We start from the raw sequence: 23,591 nt of genomic DNA on the forward strand, positions 1-23,591 counted from the left end.
GAAGTGGCCCACTACCTCGATACGTACTTCAACCTGGACCGCCGCCACTCCGCCCTGGGCTACCGCTCGCCCCACCAATTCGAACACGAGCTGAAAACCAACTTACCTTAGCTCACTGTCTGTTTTTACTGGACCACCCCAATTACTCCTTATAATATACTGATCATTGCGGTGCACCACGGAGTAAATCCAAGCGATTGGACTTTGCTCTGCCAGTAGACTAATGCGGCAGCTCACCCCAGTACTATCTTATCAGACATCGCTCATGGATGCAAAGTACTTAAGTACGGCCACGGCAGGGCCTGTCAATGTAAATGGACTGGTAGAAAGCAGACGAAACCCTGCTTACCGTTCCAGCCATGCCCGAAAGGCAGGCACCCGGTCGCGGCTGACCAGCACGTGGCCTTCCGTGGGGAGTGGCGCCAGCACAGTTTTCAAGCGACTGTTCGAATACTGGACGATTTCCTGGATGGCTTGCTGGTGCACCAAAAAGGCCCGGTTGAGCCGGAAGAACTCGTGCGGGTCCACAAGTTGTTCCAGCTGTTCCAGGGTGTGGTCGATGACGTAATGCCGGTTTTCGTGCGTGTGCAGAAACGTGGTGCCTCCGGTGCTGGAGAAATACCGGATGGTGTCCACCGGTACTACCTTAAGGTATTCCCCAACTTTGACCACAAACTGCTGCTTGTACGGGGCTACGCGCTGCAACTGCTGTACCACCTGCGCTAGCAGGGTGGTGTCGAGCACCGGCGTGGGGCCAGAGCCGTGGCGCAGCAGCTGTAACTTCGCGAGGGCCGCCCGCAATTCACCTTCGGCCACGGGTTTGAGCAGGTAGTCGATGCTGTTGACTTTGAATGCGCGCAGGGCGTAGGCGTCGTAGGCCGTGGTGAAAATCACGGGGCATCGCACATCCAGCTGCTCAAAGAGCTCAAAGCTCAGGCCATCGGAAAGGTGAATATCCAGAAACAGGACGTCGGGCGCCGGCCCACTTTGCAGCAAAGCCACGGCTGACTCCACCGAATCGGCGGTTGCCACCACGTGAACCTGGGGGCTGTGGCGGCGCAGCAGGTCGCGTAGGTGGCGCACCGACAGCTGTTCGTCTTCGATGATAATGGCCCGCATATGCTAGGATTTGGCAAGTTCTAAAAGAGGTAGGCGAACCATAAAGGCCGTGTCGGTGTGCTCCACCTCCACCAACTCGTCCGTGAGGTGGGCGTAGCGGGCCCGCAGGTTGGGCAGGCCGATGCCAAGCGAATCGTCGGAACCCAGCCGGCGCGGGCGCAGGGAGTTGCGCACACTGATGCGCCGGGCCGAGGCGTCGACGGCAATGTGCAGGTGCAGGGGCTTGCTCACGCTGGCGGCGTTGTGCTTGAGGGCATTCTCGAGCAGCAGCTGCAGGCACAGCGGAGGCACGGCAAAGCGGGCCGGCACCTCGTCGGCCGTGGGCAGCGTGATGTGAAGGGCGTCGCCGTGGCGGATGCGCTGCAAAAACACATAGGCCCGGGCAAATGCCAGCTCCTCAGCCAGCGGCACAATCTCGCGCTGGCGCACTTCCAGCACGTAGCGGTACACCTGCGCAAACTGGGCCACGAATTCCTGGGCCAGCGGGGGGCTGCGGTCGATGAGCACGGAGAGGATGTTGAGGTTGTTCAACAAAAAATGCGGACTCACCTGCTGGCGCAGCGCGGCCAGGCGGGCCTGCGTGCCCTCGCGTTGCAGGCGCTCGGCCCGCAGCTCGGCCTGCCGCCAGCGCGAGAGGAATTGCAGCCCTAACTGGGCGCCCTGCACCAAGCCAAAGAGCATCAGCGTGACGCCGTTGGTGAGCAGAAAAATGGGCAGCGTGTAAGCGCTGCCGGGGTCTTCGAGGTGACGCAGGCTGTAGGCTTTGAACGCCACATACGGCCCGTTGATGAGCGCCAGCGCCAGGGCGGCCCCGAGCAGCAACTGCGCCAGCAGCCGCCGGCCCACCCCTGCCGACCAGGGCCGGCGCCGGTCCAGCCACGCCGACACGGCGGCCGTGCCTTCCCACAGCAGGTACACCAAGGCCAGCAACAGCCCCGCCGCCACCCACGAAAACCCCGACGGTTCCAGCACGCTGGCCGCGTAATACACCGATGTCAAGCACAGGCCGATGAGCAGCGAGCCCGGCAGCCGCTCCTGCCGAGCCGAAAGGGTCGCAGTCGGGGGGCGGCGAGGGGAGCCGCCGGTGCAAAACCCGTTGCTTGGCCGCCTTTGGGACTGCGTCACGGTTGAGTCGGCTTTCAATTTCCAGCGGCGATGAAAGTAAGCCGCGTATGCCGTCTTTGGCCCTGGCGCCGGCACCAGACCGCCTGCTAATTTTCCTTGCTTCGGTCCGGGAAGAGAACATCTTGGACACGCCCTAGCTATCGGATATTGGACCAGCTAACGGTAAAAAAACTTAAATTATAATGATTTATCTGAGTAAATTACATATCTACTCATCAGTTCAGGCTAATACTGCTGTTGGCCATGTCCAAAAACCTTGTCATTTGCTGCGATGGCACGTGGAATTCGGCCACGGATGAAGCCTTCGGCATGCCGACCCCCACCAACGTTCACCGGCTTTATCAGGCCTGCCAGGACCGGGCCGAATCCCAGGAGCAGCAATTTGTCTGGTATCAGCCGGGGGTGGGGGCCCTGGGCGGGCGGATCCGTCGGGCGTTTGAAGGCACCACCGGCACGGGAGTAAGCGCCAACATACGGCGGGGCTACACCGCCGTGGCCCGCCACTATGAGGCCGGCGACCGCATATTTCTGCTGGGCTTTTCGCGCGGGGCGTTTACGGCGCGCTCCATCGCGGGCATGATTCAGCAAGTGGGCTTGCTGGTGGACCCGACCGCCGAAGCGGTTCGGGAAGCGTACCGGTACTACGAGAGCAAGCGCTATAATCCGGCACTCTACGCCCCCGGCCAGTATGACCGGCCCGATCCAACGATTCACCACCTCCTGCACAAACCCACGCGGTACGTGCGGGTGCACTTCGTCGGAGTCTGGGACACGGTGAGCTCGCTGGGTTTTTCATTTTGGGGATGGAGCTTCAACCTGCGGCTGTTTTTTCGCAATGGCTTTCACGACCTCTCGCCTAATCGCATCACCGACCACGTGTGCCACGCCCTGGCCATGGACGAAATGCGCACGAGCTTCATGCCCACTCTCTGGGAAGTGCCTCCGGGTGAGCCCGCGGCCGGGGACATTGAGCAGGTCTGGTTTAGGGGCGTGCACAGCGACGTGGGCGGTGGCTACGCCGAACGGGACTTGGCCGACATCGCCTATCGGTGGCTGGCCGAACGGGCCATTTCCCAAGGGCTGCTGGTGCGTCACGGGGCCTTCCGTGATTTGGCGCCTAACCCAGCCGGCCGCATTCACCGCTCCCTGCAAGGTCCCCTGTGGACCAATATTGGCGGCTGGCCTCGCTGGTTCCCGCCCCTGCACCGCACGGCGACGCAAAACGCGGCGGTCCGCACCCAGGGGTATTTGCACGAGAGCGTGTTCCATCGGGAACGAATCTGCGCCGAATTCGGCAGCAAGGAGCCGCGGCTTCAAACGCTGGACCCCGGGCAGTCCGCAACGGTGGAAATCCCGGCTGACCAGCTGTGGACCAGCACGGGGCTGGTGCTCGAGCAGGGGGGCACCTATGCGTTTGCCCCCAGCGGCTGGTGGCAGGACCTCAATGACACGCCAGTCGGGGCCGAGGGGCAGCCCGCGGCGACCGAATCGTGGCCCAAGCGCCTGTTTCGGTGGGCCCGGCGCGCGCCCGATCAGCCTTGGATGCAACTCATGGGGCTCGTCAACCGCCCCCGCGTCTGGCCCTGGCAGGAACGCTCCCTGCACGAGGCGGTGCGGTATTTAGTCTTGGAGGACCCCGCCGAGTTGGTCGCGGACCTGTTCCCCATCCGCCGCGGTACCGAGCGAACCGTCCGGGCACCTCTGCCCACCGACGACGCCACCGGGCTGCTGTGGGTCTTTGCCAACGACTTGTGGAAGACGCACGTCAACAACACGGGCTCGCTGAGCTTGACCGTCACTCGTACCACGTAACCCACTGGTCGGGTGCCCTGACTAAGTAGTGCCATGACAGAACCCCTATTTTGTATGCTTCTGTCATTCGTCGTCTTGCCGCACAACTTTTGATCAAACGACAAGATTCTCAAGTAAATGAAGATCGGAAATTATAAGCTGGCTTTCACTGCGCTATCAACAGGCTTGTTAGGAAGCGTATTGCTATCCTTGGTGAAGTTGCTGGAAAGCGACCCGAGAACCTATCTTATCACTTATCTCATTTGTACTGCGGGCGTTATCCTCGGCTGGTTGATCGGCATTTTGACCACCCCGTACGATGCTGCGGACCAGAAAAAATTAGAAAACTTTTCAAAAATGGTGGGCACGTTCCTCAGCGGTTACGTGCTAAGTAAATTTGACCGGGTGCTGGAACGCGTCATTAATCCGGAACACGAGATGTCGGAACTATTTGCCCTGAGGACTTTGCTGTTTTTTTGTTTCTTCGGGCTCTCTTGGATAGTGGTGTTTGTTTTCCGGCAATATGCGGATTGATGGTTCTCGCCTCGCCGCCATATGGGCTAAGCAGGTGGACTTTTCGAATTAACGCATTCATTTCGGGGTTTGAACAAAAACGCGCTTTGTTCAAACCCTTTTGACAGCCAGCCAGGCGATAGGCGCCAGCAATGCGCACGTACCTCTCCGGAAGGGCTGGGCACAACGGGACCGTTCTGTGCCAGGGAGTGCGATGAGGCATTCGGATGTAGGCGCCGGCCCTAATGCAGAAAATCCTTGGCTCTAAGTTTTTTTCAGGCATGAGTAGAACTTGCGGCCATCGCTGTGTTATCCCGCGGGCCTTGGTGGGTAAGTCAGCTCGCTCATTGAGTGCGTTCGCCACAAGGATGCTCTTGCGTAAATAAATCTGACGCCCTCTCCTCGACGCGGGTTGGCTACCCCAGGTGCTGAACAAGGGCTGCCGACAGGCTTGGCACCCGATTCTATCTAACCGGGTACGTCTGAAAAATCCATTGGCAGCGGCCAATGTCGTACTTCTTGTCGCCTGGCTCCTTTTCTTCTTTGAATGCGTCCTCCAAATCCCGGGATGACAGGTTTGCAGTAAAAGCTTGTCCAGCCTGGGCATCCTTGGCTTTGATGGCAGCCATCAACAGTCCCCGGGCAATGAGGTACATGTTGTGTTCCGATACGACGGCAAAAAAATTGGTGAAGTCCATGAAGTTAAATCGGTACCGTTCAAAATTCCGGAAGGCCGCCTGCCACGGCGCCCGCACGAATGCCAGTACTTCGCCACTCTCATACACGAGGATCCTTTCGGGGGCTACCCCCGCCCGCATATCGGCTTTTACTTTCTTCATTTTTACCTTGAAAAACGCCCGAGGAGAAGGATCGAAAACGTAAGCGTGAATTCCGGGCAGTCGCAACGACATGTTCAACGCCAACGCCCCACCCAGGGAATGGCCCGTGACCGCAATGCGGGCGCCATTCGCCCGATGTTTTACCAAGCAATCCATGTAGGCGTAAGCTTCCCGAAACTGGCGGGGCTCGATGAGGGACAAATTGGTTTGCCAGTCATCGAGCGAGCTGAATTTGGTGCCTTCGAAGGCGACTACGATCTGATCGGGTTTGCCTCCCGAGTCTTTGTGGGTCCACTCTTCAAACGTTAAACCACTCGGACTTTTCCAGCGCGAAGCGACTTCCCAGCCGGGAATGACGAACACCTGCCCCTTCTCGCGGTATACATTGCTAGCCATTAGGCTGTAGACCCACGTTTTCGACGACGCCTTGAACTGTTGTTCGCTCAGGTCAAACACGGTGGAAACGTCCCGGTCAAAATCACAAGACAGATACTGTAATTCGTTGTAAGAATACAGGAGGTGATTTGACGGGTCCGTGGTCGGTATAAGAGCCGGTTTTACTCGACTTGGGACCGTGCAATTTGACGCCGCCGGTTCTTGGGCCCGCGCCTCCCCCAGGGCCCTGCCCACACACATACATAAGGCCAAAGCGGGTGTTTTTAGGTTGTGCAATGCGCTCATACTGGGCAAAATGAATTAGTTAACTCCTAAAGCAAAGAAGGGTTAACCACTTAGGCATCAGTGCTAGTACTTAAATCGTGAGAAATCACTACTTGCATCTTCTCGTCGCTGAGTTCCAGGCCCGGGAGGGCCTGCTCCGTGACGAACTCGGCTCAAATGGGGCGATCACCAATGAGGCGTCTTCACCAGGCCAGAAATTTCATTGAATAGGGTGGTCCCATACCAGTCCATTTCGTCCCCTAGGCACGATTGCTTAGTGACCCACACTTCAGTGGTTTTAGGAGGAGGTTTGATTTGACGATACCCAGAGAAACTCCCATTGCTGTTGCTACCCGGCCACTGAGCGCACTTATCGTTGCGACCACTTAGCTTCCGTAGAGCGCCCAGTTCCTTGTGCTTGTTCCTGCTCAGTACAACGAGTTATTAGCAACAGGGCGCCATTGGCGATTACAAGGGCCATTTTCATGCCTGCTCCCGGGCGGAATATTTAGGGGCTGAAAACAAGTGAGAGGGCCGTAAGCTGAGCCGTCCGAGAAGCAAGTGTTCCCTGTCTGTGCTCACCTAGAATCAGCATGAATTCCCGGCTTTTTGAGATTCAAATTCTCTGAGTTCACTTCGAATCACAAAAGTTCACATAAATTCAAACCTTTATATTCAGTTTTACTTTGCTGTGGCTCGCCCATTGCACCAGTTCCACTCTGCTGTTGGACGCTGGCTGCCGCCCACCCCGTTGTAAAGCTTAACCAGAGCCCAAGCACGAGCCCGATTTCTGTCCCTCAACTTCACTTACCAAGTATATGACGCGCTCAGTTTGGTTTCGGTGCCTGTGGGTGGCACTGTTGGGGGTGTGGCTGCGGACCGACCTGGGCGTGTACGCTCAGCCAGCTAAACCTAATGCGGACGAACTGCCCGAGTTGGTGCTGCAGACCAGCTACGCCAGCGGCCTTTTCTGTAAAGTCATGACGGCGGCTCACGCCAATTTGTTTATCATTCAAAACTTGCAGGAAGTTTCCCGAAAAGTATGTGACGCGAAAACGGGACTGGTCGAACGAACCATTGGGGCGGCCAATTCCAGTAAACTGTTCGTCAACATGCCCGTCACTTTTGCGCTGGCTCCGTCGGGCAAACTAGTGGCGGACCTCCAGCCCATTGACGGCAAGATCCGGCTTTGGGATCCCCGCACCGGGGAAACTTACCGGACCATTCCGCTAGTATTGCCCGAGGAACACACGGCCCGGGCGATCGCGTTTGACCCAACCGGGGAAGTGCTGGTGGTGGCCTTGGCGAACGGCACCGTGGAGACGATTCGCATTGCCGACTCGGTGCGGCGTCTCCTGCCGGGTAGCCTGGGCAGCCCCGCCAGTGCGCTCACGGTTAGCCCTGACCGGCGCTGGCTGGCGGCTGGAAGCAGCGAATCGGGAGCCATCAACGTCTGGGATTTTCAAACCGGCAAGGCCGTGGTCCGTTTTGAGCACCGGCCGGCGGCTGAAAAGAATTTCGACTTTAACGACACCATGCACTTATACCCTTCGGTTCGCCGGGGTTCCAAAATAGTAAAGCCGGAAATAAAACCCGCGGTGGCCCCGCACTTCAAACTGGTATTTGACAAAACCGGCCAGGTATTACAGGCCGCCAGTTTAACCAACGATGTCATTCTGATTGAGGCCTGGGCGACCTCCACTTGGACGTCGGCCCGCCGCAACCTGATCCCAGCAGACCACGAGGTTTTTGATTTCAGTCCCGACGGGGCGCTTTTTTTTGTGGTTCAAAGCCATCACAGCCAGTCGGGCACTGCCCGCCTTTGGCAAACCCATCCCTGGCAGTCCCGCCCCACGGTCAAGTTTGCGGGTCCTCCGGCTGCCCCCGTCGTGGCGGCGGCCATGGGCAGCAACAGCACGCAGTTGATCTTACTTCAGGCGTCCCGGGGGGCCGGCGCGTACAGCCCCGTGGTGTTTCTCGACTTGTCTACTGGGTATTTGACTCCGGCGAAAAGCGCGGCGGTCGAGACGGCCGATGGCCTGTCGTGCAGCCTCGACGGCTCGTGGCTGCTTACCCAAACCGCGAACGGCTCGCGTTTATGGAGCACGAAAACGGGCTATTCTCATTACCGCATGCCCTTCGAGGCGCGGAACAGGACCCTGATTGGAAAAATGACTTATAGTCCTTCCAGTCAATTTGTAGCGGGCAACTTTCAAGCGCTAGAGGGCAGAAACGACAGCGTTAAAATATTCAATTTAGCCACCAACAAAGAGTCGGGCAGCTTTCCTTACCAGCGAATTGTTCGGGATTATGTCCACGAGCCATTTGCCTTCAGCTCCGATTGGGGCCTGCTGGCCGTTCTGCAAGCGGGCTCCTCGGGTACTGAGATCAAAGTATTCGACACCCAGACGCAGGGCTTGCTCGGCACGGCGCAACCAAAGCCCAGTTCGGGAAAACAAAAGCCCAAGGCCCTCCTGCGGGCGTATGCCTTTTGGCCGGGTACTCCGCTGCTGGCAATGGCGGAACCTGCCACCGCGACCACTACCCGCATCCGGTTCTGGAATCCTCACACCAAGGCCGACGAACGCGTCCTGCAAGTCTCGGAGCCGGAGATCACCTCGCTCACGTTCAGCCCGGACGGCCGGTGGTTGGTATCCGCAACCGCAAACACCTTGGGAATCTGGGACCTGCTGGGCTCGACTGCGCCGCGGGTCCTCAAAGGCGGCTGGCGGATGAGAACCGCCTCCCGGCCCGACAGCATGTGGGCCGTGCCCACCAACACCGTGGCCTTTCGGCCGAACAGCAGTTGGTTTGCCGCCAGCGACAGCCGGGGAGTCATCCAACTCTTTGACGCCGCCACGGGCCAGCTGCAGCGCACCCTGGCGGGGCATCTTGGCTCCGTACAGGACCTGGCCTTTACCCCGCCGGGCAATTTGCTGGTCTCCGCGGGCGTCGACGGGTTGGTAAACCTTTGGGACCTGGCCGCCGACTCCCCGCCCGGGCCGCTGCTGCGCATGGTCACCTTTAACGACGGCAACGAGTGGTTGGTGGTCACGCCCGATGGCTTGTTTGACGGCAGCGCCAACGCCCTGCGGATGGTGGGGTGGCGGCTGCAGAAAGGAGCCGGCGTCACGCCGCTGGATGCCCTGTACAACGACTTTTACCGGCCGGGCCTCTACAGCGACGTGGTGAACGGGATGCGGCCCCGAGCCCACCTCGACCTGGCCACCCAGTTGCGCGTGCCGGGGCTGCGCCAGCTGCTGGCCGAGGGCCTGGCGCGCGTACAGCAGGTGGACGGCCGCCCCGCGCTCTGCTTAAAAGCCGAAGCCTTGGGTGCGGGTAGCTTACCCGTGCAACTAGTGGGCGATGACGACGGCCCCTGGGCGCAATTACAGCCAGGCAATGGGGACTGCGCCTGGTATTTGCCCCTGGATGCGCAGCTCACCAAACTGCTGGCCAGCCCCGCCGCTCCCGGCCCGCCGCCCCCCCCATGGGACAAGCTAGACTCCGCCACCGGCTCGGCCACGCTGCACGTTCTGACCATCGCGGTCGACGACTACCTGCCGGCCACCGCCGGCTTCACGCCCCTGCCCTACTCTGTCGCCAGCGCCAACGACGTGCGGAACGTGTTCACGCAGCTGGCGAAGCAGCCCACCACACCCTACGCGGCCGTCCGAGTCTGGGAGCCGTTGCAAAACGCGGACGCCAGCCAGCGCGCCATTTTGCAGCGGTTCGGCCAGGTGGCCAGCAGCGTGAAGCCCGAAGACGTGGTCTTTGTCTTTCTGTCGGGGCACGGCAGCGTGCTGCCGGGCGAAGAAATGTTTTACTTCATTCCGGCGGATGTGCGAGGGCTCACGGCCGAAGGAATTCGCAACACGGCGCTAAGCACGGCCATGCTGGCCGACCTGGTTCGCTACCTGCCCGCTCGCCGCATTGTGCTCGTCATCGATGCCTGCCAATCGGGGGGCGCCATTGAGTCCCTGGCCAAGGTAGGCCAGGCCAAAGCCGCGACGCAGATGCGCTTGACGCAAGGCTTAAGCGGGCAGCTGCAGCTGGGAACGGGCGTCTACGTCATTGCCGCGGCCACCCCCCTGCAGGTAGTAGACCAGATGCAAGGCGGCAGCGCGCTGACCAAGGCCCTGCTGGAAGGGCTTTCGCGGCCGGCCGGCGCCTCTGCCCAGGGCTTGGCGGACTACGTCCGGGCCCGGGCTCCTAAAATTGCTTCCGAGACCGGTTCGCAGTTCACTCCCCTTATTTACTCCCAGGGTTTAAACTTCAGCCTGCTGGGTTTGAAGTAAGACCACTATCCTTTCTATCTGCTCCAATGCCCTTTCGTCGTTATTTGTTTCGGATTGCTTGCCTGGCGCTGCTGAGCGCGCCCTTCGCGGGCAAAGCCCAATCCGCTAAAGCTCAATACAGCGGTCCTTATTCTTTCTCCGGGGGCGGGCTGGACGTACGGGTTGAGCGCGCGGTTGAGTACGCTGCTCCTGGCGGGCGGACGCTCTCTTTCATCCAGTATCATTACACGGCTAAAAATCGGCGACGCGTGTACATCGATGGCTTTGGAATGGCGCCAGCCGACACTACTTTCAGGTACCTGACCGGGGACCGGACGGTTAGTTTCCGGGACTCGGCGGCGGGGCCGGTGCGAGCCGCTGTTCCGGTGAAGCCCACCCACAAAATGATGGGCGACGGCACGGTGAACATCCCGGTAAAACAAGATTTTCCGTCTTACTACCGCGAGGAACTGCTGCCCGGCAATTATGTCCTGCACGTTGCGGATGTCCTGAACAAACAGTTTCCCCTTGGCTACGAACGCAGCGAGCGAAACGGCCAGCAGGAGATCGTTACGACTTATAAAACCATTCCGGGCGCCGGCGGCAACAAAGTAAAAGTGGCCGTCCAGCTCGTGCTGCCCATTGCGGGCGTCAATAAAGCAAAAGCCTTCCGGCTGTATTTCGTTGCCCAGGAGAAGCCCTCGCACGATGACTGGGGGCCGGTCTTTACCGACGCGGCGAAAGAAGCCGTGCAGCGCTACGTCAACACGTTTGCCGCCCGCATCAAAAAAACATGAGCAAGTTGGTTGCCCGCGCCACGCATCGCCGCTACAGAATTATCCTGCTTTCCGTATTCGTTGCCAGCTTCGCGCTGCACGTTGCGGGGGTGGGAGCAATTTTTTTTGCCGGAGGCTTGCGCCCGACTACCCTGCAGGTATTGCTGGTGCGCCTGCTCGCCATCTACGGAGTTCCCCTGGGAATTATCCTCGGTGGAATATTTGGCGAACAAGGGCAGGAGAAAGCCACGGCGCCGGCCGCGGCTCATTCTTACTGGATAGCCCTCACCCTGTCGACGGTTTGGAACATCCTGCTTCTCTTCGGCACCGCCATGTACATCTTCCGCAATGGCAGCCCCAAAGAACTTCTCGCCTACTTGGACGAGGTCGCCCGGGCCAGTTCGTTCCTCACCGCGGGCGCGCTCGCCTATTTCTTCACGCAGCGCAAGGCAACGTCGGGCTAGCTGGCAAGAGAGCGGGTGGACCCATTTGCATAAACGCTTTTTAAGAGGTAGAACCCCATAGTAGTAGCGTTTGCGTTATGGAACAAGCAACACCTTCACAGGCTAGTCATGCAACTTTTTGTCTCGCTCGGCTCGAACTGAGCGGTCTAGGAACAGCGGGCAGCGAGAAGTCCCAACCTCTGCTGCCCGCTGTTCCTAGACCGCTCAGTTAGGAGAAGATGATATTGCGCTGGGGACTCAAAGTATAAAGCGCATCCAGCTTAAAAGCGTAGGGTTTAGCTAGATCACGCCAGCTATTAAGAAATGTGTTGTTGAATAAGAGCGAAGTCAAATGACCTAGTTCTATAGGATGAGACATTTCAAACGACTCGGTTATTATTCGCTCATCATCCGAGAAAGACTTAGTCAGGATCTGCCGGCGTGGATGCTCTTGCGGCGTTTTTTTGCGCAGTAGTTGGGTGGCAAGCAGCTCAAAATAGAGCCAGGGGGATAGGGTAGTATCCATTACCTGCTGAGCGGAAACCGAGGCAGGAGAATTCAGAAAGAAAACACATTCGGTGTTGTCAATCATTTTGGATAAGGCGCCCGCAAGCATCAAGTGCACGTGGCTTGTCGAGCGATTTCGCGCTTCATAGCTAAATTTTTGCGGGCCGGTCACGCAGTGCTTTTCATCCAGCCGCCGTAGCAACTCGTCGCCGTATCCCCACACGGTGGTGTCGGTGAAGCATTTTACATCAAATTCCTCATGCAGCAAACCAGCCAAGATGATGGCGGTTTCCTTGTCGGCGTGAGAATGAGAGATGAACACATCGGCTTCCACTTGTGGGAACCATTGTTGCTGCAACCCTGCACCATCCAACGAGCCGTTGCCTAGCACCAAGTCATCCAAATTTTGGCGCAATTGGTTTCGCTGCTTGTTGAATAACTGTGAGCCGGCGTCATGCCACTCCTGGTATTTGGCCACCTTCAACGGGGCAATTTCTACGTTAAATCCTCTGAACATTAGCTCTAACACTCTGAGTATGACGTCAACTTAAATGCGCTTTTCGTTGACTAGCCGCCAGTAATGGTAGCCTAGCGCTGTGAGTCGGCAAGCGGTGCTGTGTTGGGCTGCGAAGTACATGAATTCTGCGTCAACTGGCACGACCAATCCCACGCTCTGGAACTTCTGTAGATGCTTGAAAATGGCGACATTTTCAGGAATAGCGATTTCTCCGTTTTGTTCTTCGAAGGTGGGATCCAGTGGAAATTGTTCTTGCGGTGCTTTGAAGTAGGTAGTAATCTTGCGCAGTACGTCGGTCGGCACTTGTGGGGGAACAGTACGCAAGGAAGTGAAGCGACTTACGTTCGTTTTGAATACCGGCCGCTGCTCCCATGGCCCTAGCGCTTGGTCGACGTAAGCATACACGCTGCCAGGGGTTATGTGGCCCCGCAAATCCGCCGCGCCGCCCTGCAAAGCATCGAGTAGCAAGCTGGTGAAAACGCCATGGCCATTCACTTCTACTGCCGACTCGCTGTCGCGGCTGGCGGTGAGGACAACTACTCCATCTATCAATTGAGCACTGGCCAACGCTGCAGTGGCGGCTGGAGAACCCATTGCTCCGGAGTGGCAGCAGTCCAGTACAATGATTTTATTCTGGGCCTGCGAGTTATTGACAAAGGCGAGTATGTGGTCCATTGACAGGCCTTCGTCGTATCGCTGATAGTCGGGTGCTACCAAATAACCGCCAGACGAATTGAGTAGGCCATGGCCTGAGAAATACAGCAGGGCAGTATCGCAAACTCCTTGAAACAGCTCATCAACAGCAGCTTTCAATTCGGCTTTGGTTGTGATGTCGGTGCGTAGTCGCACAGCGAAGTTAGGTGAGCCGTCCCCGTTTGTTTCAAGCAGGGTGGCTACGGCAGTGGCATCCTGGATACACGCATTGAGCGGTGCGTTAGGATAATCGTTGATGCCAATGACGAGGGCTTTATTCATAAGATGTTTTTAAAGACTGTTTACGAAACGTTCTAGATTGTTCCAATTCCAAGTGATTACGGGCTTGCCTTCTAACTCTGGTGGTACAGCGGAAGTATCAGACTTGCGAATACGCATTCCTATCATTTTAACGCCGGTCTCATTGGCACACTTCATTTCCCAGCGCGCCCCCGAAGCGTGGTAGGTATAATTACTCAATAGCACAATGACACCATCGCAACCCTTGATTCTACTTCTGCATTTCTTTCGCCATTCGGCCTCGTCCCACGGTCGTTTGACCGACATGTCGATGAAATAAAATGGGGAACGGTTTTGCTTTGCTTGGCTCACGAGATGCCCGCGGTACTCATTGTCTTCGACTGCAAAGCTGATAAATACACGCTTGCGGACCGGCAAGGGTGTGGGTCCGGGCCTTGATTGAAATTTAGTCTTTGGCTTAGATTTTTGGCGAGTAAAAAGAAAATCGAACAGACCCATGCTGGCGAAATGCGGAAGAGAATACTACTTGGTAGCAGGTGGTGGCGGTGGTAGGGGGCGAGGCATTGGTTCTCGAATTTCCCGAATGAGGCGTTCGGGCGGTGGGGGCGGCGGCGGCGGGGCCTGCGGAGAGGCCGCTGTTATGCGGTGGTTTAGCATTTGCACAGGGCTAGCGAGGGGTTAGCGGATGTCGAGCGGAATGTCCTCCGATATTTCCCGAATCGGGGGCGGCGGCGGGAGTGGGGGCAGCGGCGTGGGTTGAGCAGTTGGCATGAGCAGGAGTTTGAGGAGCTATCTGGTTAAGCACCACATGATAATTTTTGTCGGGCTTAACGAAAAAGTTATAGAAGAAGGGCACGAACGCGATAACTGTGCAGCCGATAGCCACGGTCAGCAGTCGCTTGGTCAGCTCCAGCTCTTTGAGTTTGGTGTCGTTGATTTTGGTATTGGAAGCAGTCTGGTTGATATACTGCTGAGTTAGGTAGTCGAAGAACAAGTCATCAGCCGTAGTTTGGCCTAGCAGCGATGCGTTGGTCGTATGGTAGGCGGCTAACTGTTGACGATACTGCTCCAACTCGTCAGCGTATGGGATGGCCCGGTACTTCTGATGATAGATGTTTACGTACATTTTCACAAGGCTCCACAGGCCTACCAGCGCGAGGATAGTTGCCAACGCTAAGAGCACATAAAAGAAGCTTGTCAGTACCCAGCCCGTGGCTTCGTTGTCGTATTCTGAAGCCATGAAATAGACCAACACAGCCACCGCCGTGGTGACGGTAATGGGCGTGTTAACCGAGTTCTCTATTGCCTCCTTACGCGTAAACTCTTTGTCGTAGAGTTCCTTGAAAAAATCGTGGCGCTCTTTATCAGTCATAAAGTCGCTGCTAGTGCTGTGGTGCGGCCGAGGGCCACAGGACCAGCACCGGCTTGCCGAGTTGTTGGGCGTAAGCGACTATATCGGCCGTACCTCCTTCTCCGCGCGCCGGCTTGCCGTCCCAAATGGCTACCAGTTTGTCGGAAAGGTCGGCCACTCGCTGACCAGCGGCCAGAAATGCGGCAGTTCCGGGACGGTCATAATCCAACGTTTCGGCCGAAGATGCCTGCGCTCGCAAGCGCTGATACTGAGCCAGCGCCTGCGGCGATGGAAAGGTCTCTTCGTAGTGCTGGCAGGGCACCACCACGTGTAAGGGCGTGGCGCAGGCCAAGGCGGTCTGGGCAAATAATTGGTCGGCCCCAACAGCCAGCGATGACACGCACAGCGCTTCCGGCAGAGATTGTAGCTCTGCCAGCAAGCGCGCTTTTACAAAAGCTTCTACCTCAGCGGAGAGCTCTTGGTGACCACTGATACCCAGCGTCATAACGTGCGATTATAGACTGTCAATAAAGCGGGCAATTGTTTCCCATGTCCATGCTACCACAGGCGTGGTACCCAAGAACGCGGGGACAGTGGTATCACCGTTGTATGCCCGTAATGCGAGAATTCGCTTCCCCTCCGCTTTCGCCATTTGAAACTCCTTTTTTTGCCCCGATGAGGACACGGAATTTCGGCTAATCAGCAGAATAACCCCATCGGAACGGCGTATGCGCGTAAGCACCTTGGTTTCCCAGTCGCTGTCGTACGCTTCTTTAACCGACATGTCGATGTACTCGAAGGACGTACGGGTGTTGAGCGATTGGCCCTTCATCAGATTGCGTTGCGACTCGTCTTCAATAGCGAAGGCGATGAATACTACTTTTTTATCCGCCATAGTTTTGCGAAAAGCGAGGTGTCGAGACCCCATGTAGAATGGTAATATGGGACAAGGTATGGCTAAAAATACTAGTATTTCCATTGTCGGCATTTAAAACAGCATAGTACCACGAATAAGACTGTGTCGACCCTTATGAAGTGGAATGGTGCAAAAACCGTTGGTGGCGAAGAGCAAGAACTTACTTTCAAAATGTCTTGACTAGTACATTTAGCGGGGTTGCCGGTTTTTGCGCTAATTTTATTTGCCAAAGCTTCCGTTCCTATCACTGCCATTTGAATTATTCCCATTTCGCCGACCGCTGGCTAAAATCCGGCGGCACGGAACACGCCAACGACGGCCTGTTTCTGCCCCGACCTCTGCGACTGGCCGGGTGTCCCTCGGCTCGACCTACCACCGACAACCCCGCACAGGTAATGGCCCACTTCTGGGGTGCCACAGCCAAGAAAGTGCAGCCGCTGCTCGCAACGCTGGCTAGCCTGGCGCTGCTCCGCGTGGTAGAAGAAGAAAACGCCTATGATGCTTAACCAACATCCTGAGCCACGACCATGAAATACAGTGCCTTCATAAGCTCGACTTTGTACGACCTGCACAACGAGCGTATTGCAACTGAGCAAGCCGTGGTAGCAGCACAGTGCGTACCCAAGATGTCAGACAAAACGTTTCCGGCGGTCGATAACAACTCCTTCGATAATTGCATGGAGGAAGTGACTGCGGCCGACATCTATATCCTCATCTTGGGCGAGCGCTATGGAGATGAGTACAAAGGCAAGTCCTTTACAGAATGGGAATACGAGCGGGCTGTGGCGTTAGAGAAGCCACGTATCGTCTTTACGCTTCCTTACTTGAAAAATCGCGACGAAAAGCAGAGGGATTTTGCCAGCCGGGTCGGACACATCGACCAGGGTCGGTTTTGGAAATCGGTCAATAGCGCATTCGAGTTGAGGGATGCCGTCGAACAATCCTTGCGGCCCGTAGTCGAAAAGTTGAAGCGCACTAGGGTAGAGCGCAAGGAAAGCGTATTGTCGAACCTGATTCCGGTGCGCTTCCCCGCCAGCATCCAAACCGCAAGGGTCAACTACGACCGTAAAGCCATTATCGAACAGTCGCGGGAGGCCAGCAATTGGAAATTGCGTTGGGATGCTGGGGAAGAAACTGTAGCTGCTCGCGCGCTGTCGTTTGCCACGGGAGATACATTCCAAGAAAAGCACTTCGATTTTTTGGTGAAGTCTGGCGTTCTGTATACTTTTTCTGACCTATCGAGCTTGGCTAATCCTTATCGCAAAATCGTGGATTTGGGGTCGGTAGAAGCTGTAGGTGTGACCGAGCTAGCTGCCACCCTCGACGGAGAAAATCTGGTCAAGTACCTACTGAAAAACGCCTTGCGCCAAAAGCTGGCTGGCCAGAATGTGGCCTATATGGGCAGCGAGGACTTATTCTACTTTGGTGGCAAGCCGGTGATGGCCGACGTGTCTATTACCTGGGGCGATAACAAAAACGCTAAGCGTGAGGTAATCAGCTCTATATGGAATAAGGAGAAGGCGCACATTATATGCTTTCGGCATTTCGCCATGCACGCCACCTTTGCCTTATTTGGAGGCACTTGGTATATCTGCGTCAATCCTTCTTACATCTGCACCACGAATGGCTACCGCAAAAGTCGATTTTCGGAGCACTACGTGACCGGAAAAAAAGCGCTGGAAACCAACGATGCCTTTTACCAGAACCTGCGCTGCTGGGCTTGGTACCTCTCACCTAACTATCCCAGCTTTTCGCCCTACCTGTTTCTGCAGTTCGACCCGGCCGTGAAGTTTGACGACGTGCCGTTGCTGGATGACAGGCTGTGGCTGCCAGCCAAGAAAACGGACGCCGAGAAATCAGGTGCCTTGTCCTTTGATTTTTGAGTTATTGCAATGAACAGCTATTTTCTGTCTGAACCCGAACTCATTTTTGCCAGCAGCCTGCACGTCTGTCCCAAAGCGGGTATGAGGGATTCCGGTGTGTACGACCTAGACCAAATCCGACCCGACAGCATCAAAGTTGCCGTGGTCGGGCTGGGGGAGAGCGTAGATAAAGTGTTGGAATGGTTACGGGTAGCGTCGCTGCCGCTGGCCGAAAAGAAATCCAATCAGCCCACGCTGTTTCCACCTTTCCCCGGCTTTAATGCCGCCAACACGTTCTTCTCCAAAATTGTGTATGACGACACATACATTCGGAAAATAACGAATACTGTGTTTGAACAAGCATTAACGGCAACTGACCATAATGCTTTGCTGGAAAACTTGGTGCATTTGTACTTGGTTGAAATAGAATTTATTGCCAAGAACAAAAAGGCCGATGTCATCATCTGCGCCCTGCCCGAAAAGCACATTCAGGCCATCTTGAGCGGCGAGTCGGAAGAAGAAGTGGAAAAGGCAGCCGACGCGAGCACTCCTGACAGCGAAGCGGCCCGCGAAAACGCTGCCAATAAGGAACCGCCGGCCGAGGAAGAGGAGGACGAAGTAGAAAAGAATTTCCGCCACTTGCTCAAGGCCAAAGCGATGCAGTACGGCATCCCGTTGCAGCTCGTGCGCGACCGTATCAGCAAGCCCACGCGCGAGATGCAGGACCCGGCTACCATTGCCTGGAATTTCTTTACAGCCTTGTATTACAAGGCCGGCGGCACCCCTTGGGCCCTCAGCCGCCGCTACCCCCGGCCGGTATGCTTTGCCGGCATCAGCTTCTACAAGTCACTCGATGGCAAAGAGTTACAGACCAGTATCGCGCAGATTTTCAATGAATTCGGCAAAGGAGTGATTCTGCGGGGTACCCCTGCTGCCATTGATAAGGACGACCGGCAGCCGCACCTGGACTCCGAAGCCGCCTATCAACTCCTGTTTACAAGTCTGACGGAGTACCGTCAGGCTATGGGCATTACACCTAGCCGACTGGTGCTCCACAAAACGTCCAACTTCAAGCCGGCCGAAGCTGAGGGCTTCACCAAAGCGGCTACTGAGTTCAAGATTGACAACCTCGACATGGTGACGCTCATGCCCACCGACATCAAGCTGATGCGCAAGGGGCAGTACCCGCCGCTACGCGGCACCTGTGTGGAGCTAGATGCAAAAAACTACCTGCTCTATACGCGCGGTTCGGTGGATTATTTTCGTACCTATCCCGGTGCTTATGTCCCGAGTCCCATTCAGATACGCTTATTCCGCAACGACGAAAACGCCCTAGCTATTTGCGAAGAAGTCCTAGCCCTCACCAAGATGAACTGGAATAACACCCAGTTCGACCGCAAGTGGCCCGTGACCATCGAATGCGCCCGTAAAGTCGGAGACGTAATGAAATACTTGCCGGAAAACATTCCCCCACAGATTCGATACAGTCACTACATGTAGCCTTCGCAAAGACTTGTAGTTTCGATACTCACTCGTTGCTTAATGACAGAAAATAATTATTTCGCTCTGTTGGTATAGATACCCTCTCAGCGGGAATTTAGGTTGCGTACTATCATAAAACCCCGTACGCCACGGAAAAATGGGTGTTGGTAAAAGCCGTCAGCCAAGACAAAAAACTGGACTATTGACTATTATCTTGGGGCACTCATGACCGAAAAAACGTGGAAGGACTACCTTGGCTTACACTTCAATGTAGAGGGTGCCCGCGCCGCTTTTGAGCACGACTGTGAGGCCTTGCTGCAGGCGCTATATCCGCGGGAAAACGTAAAATTGGTGCGGGCAAATCCAGGAGACGAAGGCATTGATGTATTTGTCGGAGACATTGGAGTTACGCCCATTGAGGTTTACCAATGCAAGTTTTTTCTGGACCCTTTGGGCAAATCCCAGAAGGACCAGATTAACGCTTCCTTCAAGCGGGCCATCAGTTCAATTCAATTCACAGTCAAGAGATGGGTGCTGTGCATTCCCCTAGAGGACTTCGACTTGCAGGAGAACAAATGGTGGGCCGACTGGAAAGTGAAGCAGGAGCAGGCCTACGGTATTCCCGTTCAGCTGATGAACGGCCGAGAGCTTATTCACAAGCTTAAGCTTACCGGGCTGTATCGGCAGGTCTTCCAGTTGGAAGACTCGATGAAGATTGCCGACCTACACGGAGCTGTCATCGGGCCCGGTGCACTGGCGGAGACCTCGCATCGCACCGAGCAGCAACTAGCCCAAGTGCTGGCCCTGCTGAATGCGGCCGCTCAACCGGCGGCCGCGTCAGCGGATGTAGAAGCCATGCTCGACATTGCCGAGCAGCAGTTTATACAGCAGTACAATCCCCGCACGGCCCTGCGGCTGCTCACGCAGCTGGGCCAGCACCTGGAGCAACGGCACAGTGAAAATACCGTGTTAAACGCCCGCTACGAGCACCTAGTCAGTGCCGCGCACCAAGAGTGCGGCGAGGCAAAGCTTGCGTACCCCCACGCCTTGCGCGCCCACCGCTTGCAAGAACACAACCGCCGCTACGCCGCCAGCGCTGCCCTGGCGGAGGCTAGCCAAGGCAACGTTGAAAAGGCGCGAGCCACGGCCCAGCTTCTGCTGGATACCACCCCTGCGCACCCGGTAGCCCAAGCTGTGCTGGTTTTCTGCCAAGGGGTGCCCCAATTGGAGATGGCACTGGCGCAAGTACCCGCTGAAGCAGCCCAGGCCCCTGCGTTTCGGCTGGCTCTGCTCGACCTGCTGGAACTCATTGGTCCAGCGACAGCAACCCTGCTGTTGGGCAGCGATTTAAGCGAATTTCCCTGCCCCCAGGCGCTCACGTTTGAGACAGAGCGGTATTGGATTACCGTGGCCCAACTCATTGTGCAGTTGGAGGTGGGCAGTGTGGTGTACAAGAATTTTACCTTCGTGCCGCAGGCTCCCGAGCAAGGGTCCGCGCGCCTACGGCGGGCCTACGAAGTTCTGACGCATTACACCCAGCGCCTGGAAGGAACGGAAAAGCGTACGCTGGCGGGCAACGCGCTGTTTGTGCGCGGGCTGGCGGGTTATTACCTCACCGGCAAGTCCAGTGAATTTGACGATTATAAAGCTGTATTCTTTCAGCAGCCGGTGGCCCTGCAACGGCGCTTCGGGTCCTTATGGGCCAATTTGCTGGCGCGCTGGGATACGCCCGCGGCGGTGCTGGCGGTGCTCGATGTGCTTGATTCCGAAACGGACCCTAACGTCGATTACCTCCGCTTTTTACAACAGCGGGCCCTCCAGCAGGCTGACGACGCCCGCGTCAGTTTGGCTCGCGACCTGAGTCGGGCCACGGTCATCGAAACGACGTTTTACACCCGCGCCACGCTCTACCTAATGCTGTTCTGCTCCACGACCGAAGAGCGGGAAGCCTTCGTGGGCCTGTGCCAAAGCCGGGGACAACTGACGCAAGAGCTGCCCGCCATGCTGCTGCGGGCGGCCACGCTCCACGCCAACGAGGAGCGCCAAGCCGAGATGGTGCAGCTAGTCGACGAGTGCGAGGCGCTCTCGCAGCAGCAGCCCGACCAGCAATACACGCTGGACGTAGCGGAGCTTTACCACCTGGCGAAAGAATATGAGAAGTCGATGGCCACGCTACAGCGGTTGCCCCCGGCCACTGACACATACGTGGGCCTGGTGACTGAACGCCTCTACATTGACAATCTGCACGGCCTGAGCAAAGGCAGCGAAGAACTGCGCCAACGATTAAAAGATTGGCGACTAAACCGGCCGGCTGAGCTAAAATATTGCTTTTGGGAACTGGAAATAGCCGAGTTGCTCAACGATACCACTCAGCTGCTGGAGGTGGCCGAATATGCCCACGCGGCTTTCCCCGAAGACGGCCGGCTCTATTGGAAGTACCTGTATGCCCTGCACCTGTTGGGCATGAAGGAGCGGCTGCGCCCGGAAATTGAGCGGGTGATTCAGCACCCTAACCTACTCGGTCGGCCGCAGCTGTTCAACGTGGCGGCTGTGGCCAAGCAAGCCGGCTGGCACCGGCTGGCGCTCGACGTGCTTTATCCGCTGGCCTGCGACCGCCAGGATATTCAGGCGCGGGATAAGTTCATTCACCTGTCCTTGCTCAGCGGCGACGAGGTGCCAGCGCCCCCCACGGAGGCCGCCATCGGTACCACAGTGGTATTTACTGTCGATGGCCAGCCCCGCCCGCCCCTCGCGTTGACGGCTGCTGCCGTCGACGGCGGCCAGCATCCATTCGCTAGCCAGCTGATTGGCCTGAGGCCAGGAGATACATTCACCATTCCTGACGCTCTGCGGAACCGGAAGCGGCAAGGGGTCGTACAGTCACTTCTCGATGCTCATACTGCTCTTTTCCAAGACATTATTCGCCAGGCCGAAGAGCAGGAAGGTGACTTTAGTATTCAAACGTTGAAGTTTGAATCTTCGAGCTTCGAAGAGTTGGAACGGGTGCTTATCCAACAATTTGGCACCGATGAACAAGACCGCCAAAATGCCATTCGCGAGTTGTTGGCAGAGTGCGCCGTGGGCGAATCCGGCTTTTCGGCCGTAGCTCGTGGGGTTTGCTCGGGCAACGGACTGGAAGCGTATCAGCTGTTGACTTCCAACGAATCGGCCGGATTTTTTGTGGCCCCGCTCACCTGGTACGAACAGGTGGAATTGCGGCACGACCTGTCTTACGTCCTCGACTGGTCGAGCCTGCCGCTGTTCTACCAACTGCACCAAGCGGAGTTGCTCACGCTGCCTACGTCCCTGTGGGTAGCGGCCCAGGTGCCCGAATTCTTGCAGGAGCTTATTACAGAGAAGGAACGGCTGCCTGCCTCACGCATGAGCCTTTCCATTTCCAAAAGTGCCGTGCGGGGCATTCCGTACTCAGACACCTACAAGCAAGACGAGCTAGATTTTTTACACAAGCTCCTAGCCTGGGTGAAGCAACATTGCCAGTGGCGGCTGGTGCCTGAAAAGCTGGACGTGATGCGGGAAGCCGCCCGCGAGGGCAAAGACTGGCTCACCGACGACAAACACGATTATTTTGCAGGCGTGCTGGACACCTTGTTTCTGGCCGACCAGACGGATACTCTGCTTGTCTCGGACGACATGGTTTTCAACGAGCTGCTACGGCGCAAAGGCTCAGTAATCAGCGCAGAGAAATTCCTGCGGACGTTTGCAGTAGAGAAATTCGACGCAGCCATTCTGCCCATTCTGCTTCAAAGCCGCTACGTTGGCCTAACCATTGACCCGGAAACAATGCTTCGGCTGTTCATCAGTGCCGGGGGCAGCTTTCGCGGCGCGGCGCTTCACTACTTGGAAAGCCTACCGTTGCTCGTGCGAGAAAACCCCCGGGAGCTGCTGCGCATTCATCAGTTTCTGATCCAACTCTACTTGATGAAAAGCTTAACACCCGCGCAGAAAAGTTTGGCTGCCGTAGCAGTTTACGTCCATGCCTTACGGCATTTAAACCTGGCGCCCGAACTGCAAAACATTGTTAAAAACTGGATCCGCCGGCTGTTTCACCTGCTGCCAATACACCAGCGGCAGGTGCTGCGTGATTTTGACCTCGCTTGGCAGCAGCTCAGCGAGAGGAGGCTACTTCTTTAAAATCAGTATCTTACGGTATTAAGCAAAACAACACGTTGACGCATCGACTGAGAACAGATTCCGGAATTGAAGTAATCGGTGTCAGCAAGCGTTTGATGCGTGGCAACGCTTGTACTAAAGTGAAAATAGTGACATCTTTCCGCCGAGTAGGTCAATCCCCGCGGCTATCCCAGCGGAAAGCCGAGAAAGCCCTAACTGGTTTAGTCAAAGAAGCGCGTGGCTGGAAAATTGGTTTTTGACCATCCGTGGGAAGCAATACATTCCGTTGCTTCTTTTTTGTTGCTTACGGGATATCTTAACTCCGCAT

General features: G+C 56.6%; 18 protein-coding genes. 9 read left to right on the top strand and 9 right to left on the bottom strand.

The features are described from left to right. Window positions 1-345 precede the first annotated feature (345 nt). Both VF629_RS07790 and VF629_RS07795 read right to left on the bottom strand, forming a co-directional pair. Window positions 346-1,119, bottom strand: coding sequence for a LytTR family DNA-binding domain-containing protein (locus VF629_RS07790; RefSeq protein ID WP_331057904.1), 774 nt, complete (start codon window positions 1,117-1,119; stop codon window positions 346-348). 3 nt (window positions 1,120-1,122) lie between these two features. Further along, window positions 1,123-2,262, bottom strand: a complete 1,140-nt coding sequence (locus tag VF629_RS07795; RefSeq protein ID WP_331057905.1) for a sensor histidine kinase — start codon at window positions 2,260-2,262, stop codon at window positions 1,123-1,125. A gap of 225 nt (window positions 2,263-2,487) precedes the next feature. Between VF629_RS07795 and VF629_RS07800 the strand changes: the two genes are divergently transcribed. After that, window positions 2,488-4,056 carry a DUF2235 domain-containing protein gene (locus VF629_RS07800; RefSeq protein ID WP_331057906.1) on the top strand — a complete coding sequence of 523 codons (1,569 nt, stop codon included), beginning with the start codon at window positions 2,488-2,490 and terminating at the stop codon, window positions 4,054-4,056. Between the two features lie 117 nt (window positions 4,057-4,173). Further along, window positions 4,174-4,569, top strand: a complete 396-nt coding sequence (locus VF629_RS07805; protein WP_331057907.1) for a hypothetical protein — start codon at window positions 4,174-4,176, stop codon at window positions 4,567-4,569. A gap of 443 nt (window positions 4,570-5,012) precedes the next feature. Here VF629_RS07805 and VF629_RS07810 read toward each other — a convergent pair whose 3' ends face one another. Continuing rightward, window positions 5,013-5,843 carry an alpha/beta hydrolase family protein gene (locus VF629_RS07810; protein ID WP_331057908.1) on the bottom strand — a complete coding sequence of 277 codons (831 nt, stop codon included), beginning with the start codon at window positions 5,841-5,843 and terminating at the stop codon, window positions 5,013-5,015. Between the two features lie 1,022 nt (window positions 5,844-6,865). Between VF629_RS07810 and VF629_RS07815 the strand changes: the two genes are divergently transcribed. From VF629_RS07815 to VF629_RS07825, 3 genes are read left to right on the top strand one after another with little or no spacing between them, the layout of a single operon-like run. Beyond that, a complete protein-coding gene (locus tag VF629_RS07815) occupies window positions 6,866-10,345 on the top strand; it encodes a caspase family protein (RefSeq protein WP_331057909.1) in 3,480 nt (1,159 codons plus the stop codon). Window positions 10,346-10,371: 26 nt separating this feature from the next. Then, window positions 10,372-11,121 carry a hypothetical protein gene (locus VF629_RS07820; RefSeq protein ID WP_331057910.1) on the top strand — a complete coding sequence of 250 codons (750 nt, stop codon included), beginning with the start codon at window positions 10,372-10,374 and terminating at the stop codon, window positions 11,119-11,121. Next, window positions 11,118-11,564, top strand: a complete 447-nt coding sequence (locus VF629_RS07825; RefSeq protein WP_331057911.1) for a hypothetical protein — start codon at window positions 11,118-11,120, stop codon at window positions 11,562-11,564. The genes VF629_RS07820 and VF629_RS07825 overlap by 4 nt, the downstream gene beginning before the upstream one ends. 208 nt (window positions 11,565-11,772) lie before the next feature. Here the strand turns inward: VF629_RS07825 and VF629_RS07830 are convergent, their stop codons facing one another. From VF629_RS07830 to VF629_RS07855, 6 genes are all read right to left on the bottom strand, one after another. Continuing rightward, window positions 11,773-12,567: a hypothetical protein gene (locus VF629_RS07830; RefSeq protein ID WP_331057912.1), complete on the bottom strand. Its 795-nt coding sequence runs from the start codon at window positions 12,565-12,567 to the stop codon at window positions 11,773-11,775. Between the two features lie 30 nt (window positions 12,568-12,597). Next, the gene (locus VF629_RS07835; RefSeq protein ID WP_331057913.1) at window positions 12,598-13,542 is read right to left on the bottom strand and encodes a caspase family protein; all 945 of its coding nucleotides are present in this window, start codon (window positions 13,540-13,542) and stop codon (window positions 12,598-12,600) included. A 9-nt stretch (window positions 13,543-13,551) separates the two neighbouring features. After that, window positions 13,552-14,019 (bottom strand): TIR domain-containing protein, encoded by a 468-nt coding sequence (locus VF629_RS07840; RefSeq protein ID WP_331057914.1) that lies wholly within the window; start codon window positions 14,017-14,019, stop codon window positions 13,552-13,554. A 169-nt stretch (window positions 14,020-14,188) separates the two neighbouring features. Then, entirely contained in the window at window positions 14,189-14,893 is a 705-nt protein-coding gene (locus VF629_RS07845) for a hypothetical protein (protein WP_331057915.1), read from the bottom strand. A 10-nt stretch (window positions 14,894-14,903) separates the two neighbouring features. Continuing rightward, a complete protein-coding gene (locus tag VF629_RS07850; RefSeq protein ID WP_331057916.1) occupies window positions 14,904-15,377 on the bottom strand; it encodes a hypothetical protein in 474 nt (157 codons plus the stop codon). A 9-nt stretch (window positions 15,378-15,386) separates the two neighbouring features. Beyond that, entirely contained in the window at window positions 15,387-15,800 is a 414-nt protein-coding gene (locus tag VF629_RS07855) for a TIR domain-containing protein (protein WP_331057917.1), read from the bottom strand. A 242-nt stretch (window positions 15,801-16,042) separates the two neighbouring features. Between VF629_RS07855 and VF629_RS07860 the strand changes: the two genes are divergently transcribed. From VF629_RS07860 to VF629_RS07875, 4 genes are all read left to right on the top strand, one after another. Beyond that, on the top strand, window positions 16,043-16,294 hold the full coding sequence (locus VF629_RS07860) for a hypothetical protein (protein WP_331057918.1): 252 nt from the start codon (window positions 16,043-16,045) through the stop codon (window positions 16,292-16,294). Between the two features lie 21 nt (window positions 16,295-16,315). Next, window positions 16,316-17,671 (top strand): DUF4062 domain-containing protein, encoded by a 1,356-nt coding sequence (locus VF629_RS07865; RefSeq protein WP_331057919.1) that lies wholly within the window; start codon window positions 16,316-16,318, stop codon window positions 17,669-17,671. Window positions 17,672-17,752: 81 nt separating this feature from the next. Then, window positions 17,753-19,150 carry a hypothetical protein gene (locus VF629_RS07870; protein WP_331057920.1) on the top strand — a complete coding sequence of 466 codons (1,398 nt, stop codon included), beginning with the start codon at window positions 17,753-17,755 and terminating at the stop codon, window positions 19,148-19,150. 432 nt (window positions 19,151-19,582) lie between these two features. Then, complete coding sequence (locus VF629_RS07875; protein ID WP_331057921.1) at window positions 19,583-23,284, top strand: PIN domain-containing protein; 3,702 nt, start codon at window positions 19,583-19,585, stop codon at window positions 23,282-23,284. The last annotated feature ends 307 nt before the right edge of the window (window positions 23,285-23,591 follow it).

Source organism: Hymenobacter sp., from assembly GCF_036388155.1.
Classification (GTDB): domain Bacteria; phylum Bacteroidota; class Bacteroidia; order Cytophagales; family Hymenobacteraceae; genus Hymenobacter.

Bases quoted from the DNA above. Each gene is read 5' to 3' on its own strand.
- VF629_RS07850 (WP_331057916.1), bottom strand. From the start codon at position 15,377: ATGACGCTGGGTATCAGTGGTCACCAAGAGCTCTCCGCTGAGGTAGAA.
- VF629_RS07825 (WP_331057911.1), top strand. From the start codon at position 11,118: ATGAGCAAGTTGGTTGCCCGCGCCACGCATCGCCGCTACAGAATTATC.
- VF629_RS07820 (WP_331057910.1), top strand. From the start codon at position 10,372: ATGCCCTTTCGTCGTTATTTGTTTCGGATTGCTTGCCTGGCGCTGCTG.
- VF629_RS07800 (WP_331057906.1), top strand. From the start codon at position 2,488: ATGTCCAAAAACCTTGTCATTTGCTGCGATGGCACGTGGAATTCGGCC.
- VF629_RS07805 (WP_331057907.1), top strand. From the start codon at position 4,174: ATGAAGATCGGAAATTATAAGCTGGCTTTCACTGCGCTATCAACAGGC.
- VF629_RS07865 (WP_331057919.1), top strand. From the start codon at position 16,316: ATGAAATACAGTGCCTTCATAAGCTCGACTTTGTACGACCTGCACAAC.
- VF629_RS07830 (WP_331057912.1), bottom strand. From the start codon at position 12,567: ATGTTCAGAGGATTTAACGTAGAAATTGCCCCGTTGAAGGTGGCCAAA.
- VF629_RS07840 (WP_331057914.1), bottom strand. From the start codon at position 14,019: ATGGGTCTGTTCGATTTTCTTTTTACTCGCCAAAAATCTAAGCCAAAG.
- VF629_RS07870 (WP_331057920.1), top strand. From the start codon at position 17,753: ATGAGGGATTCCGGTGTGTACGACCTAGACCAAATCCGACCCGACAGC.
- VF629_RS07815 (WP_331057909.1), top strand. From the start codon at position 6,866: ATGACGCGCTCAGTTTGGTTTCGGTGCCTGTGGGTGGCACTGTTGGGG.
- VF629_RS07835 (WP_331057913.1), bottom strand. From the start codon at position 13,542: ATGAATAAAGCCCTCGTCATTGGCATCAACGATTATCCTAACGCACCG.
- VF629_RS07845 (WP_331057915.1), bottom strand. From the start codon at position 14,893: ATGACTGATAAAGAGCGCCACGATTTTTTCAAGGAACTCTACGACAAA.
- VF629_RS07790 (WP_331057904.1), bottom strand. From the start codon at position 1,119: ATGCGGGCCATTATCATCGAAGACGAACAGCTGTCGGTGCGCCACCTA.
- VF629_RS07855 (WP_331057917.1), bottom strand. From the start codon at position 15,800: ATGGGGTCTCGACACCTCGCTTTTCGCAAAACTATGGCGGATAAAAAA.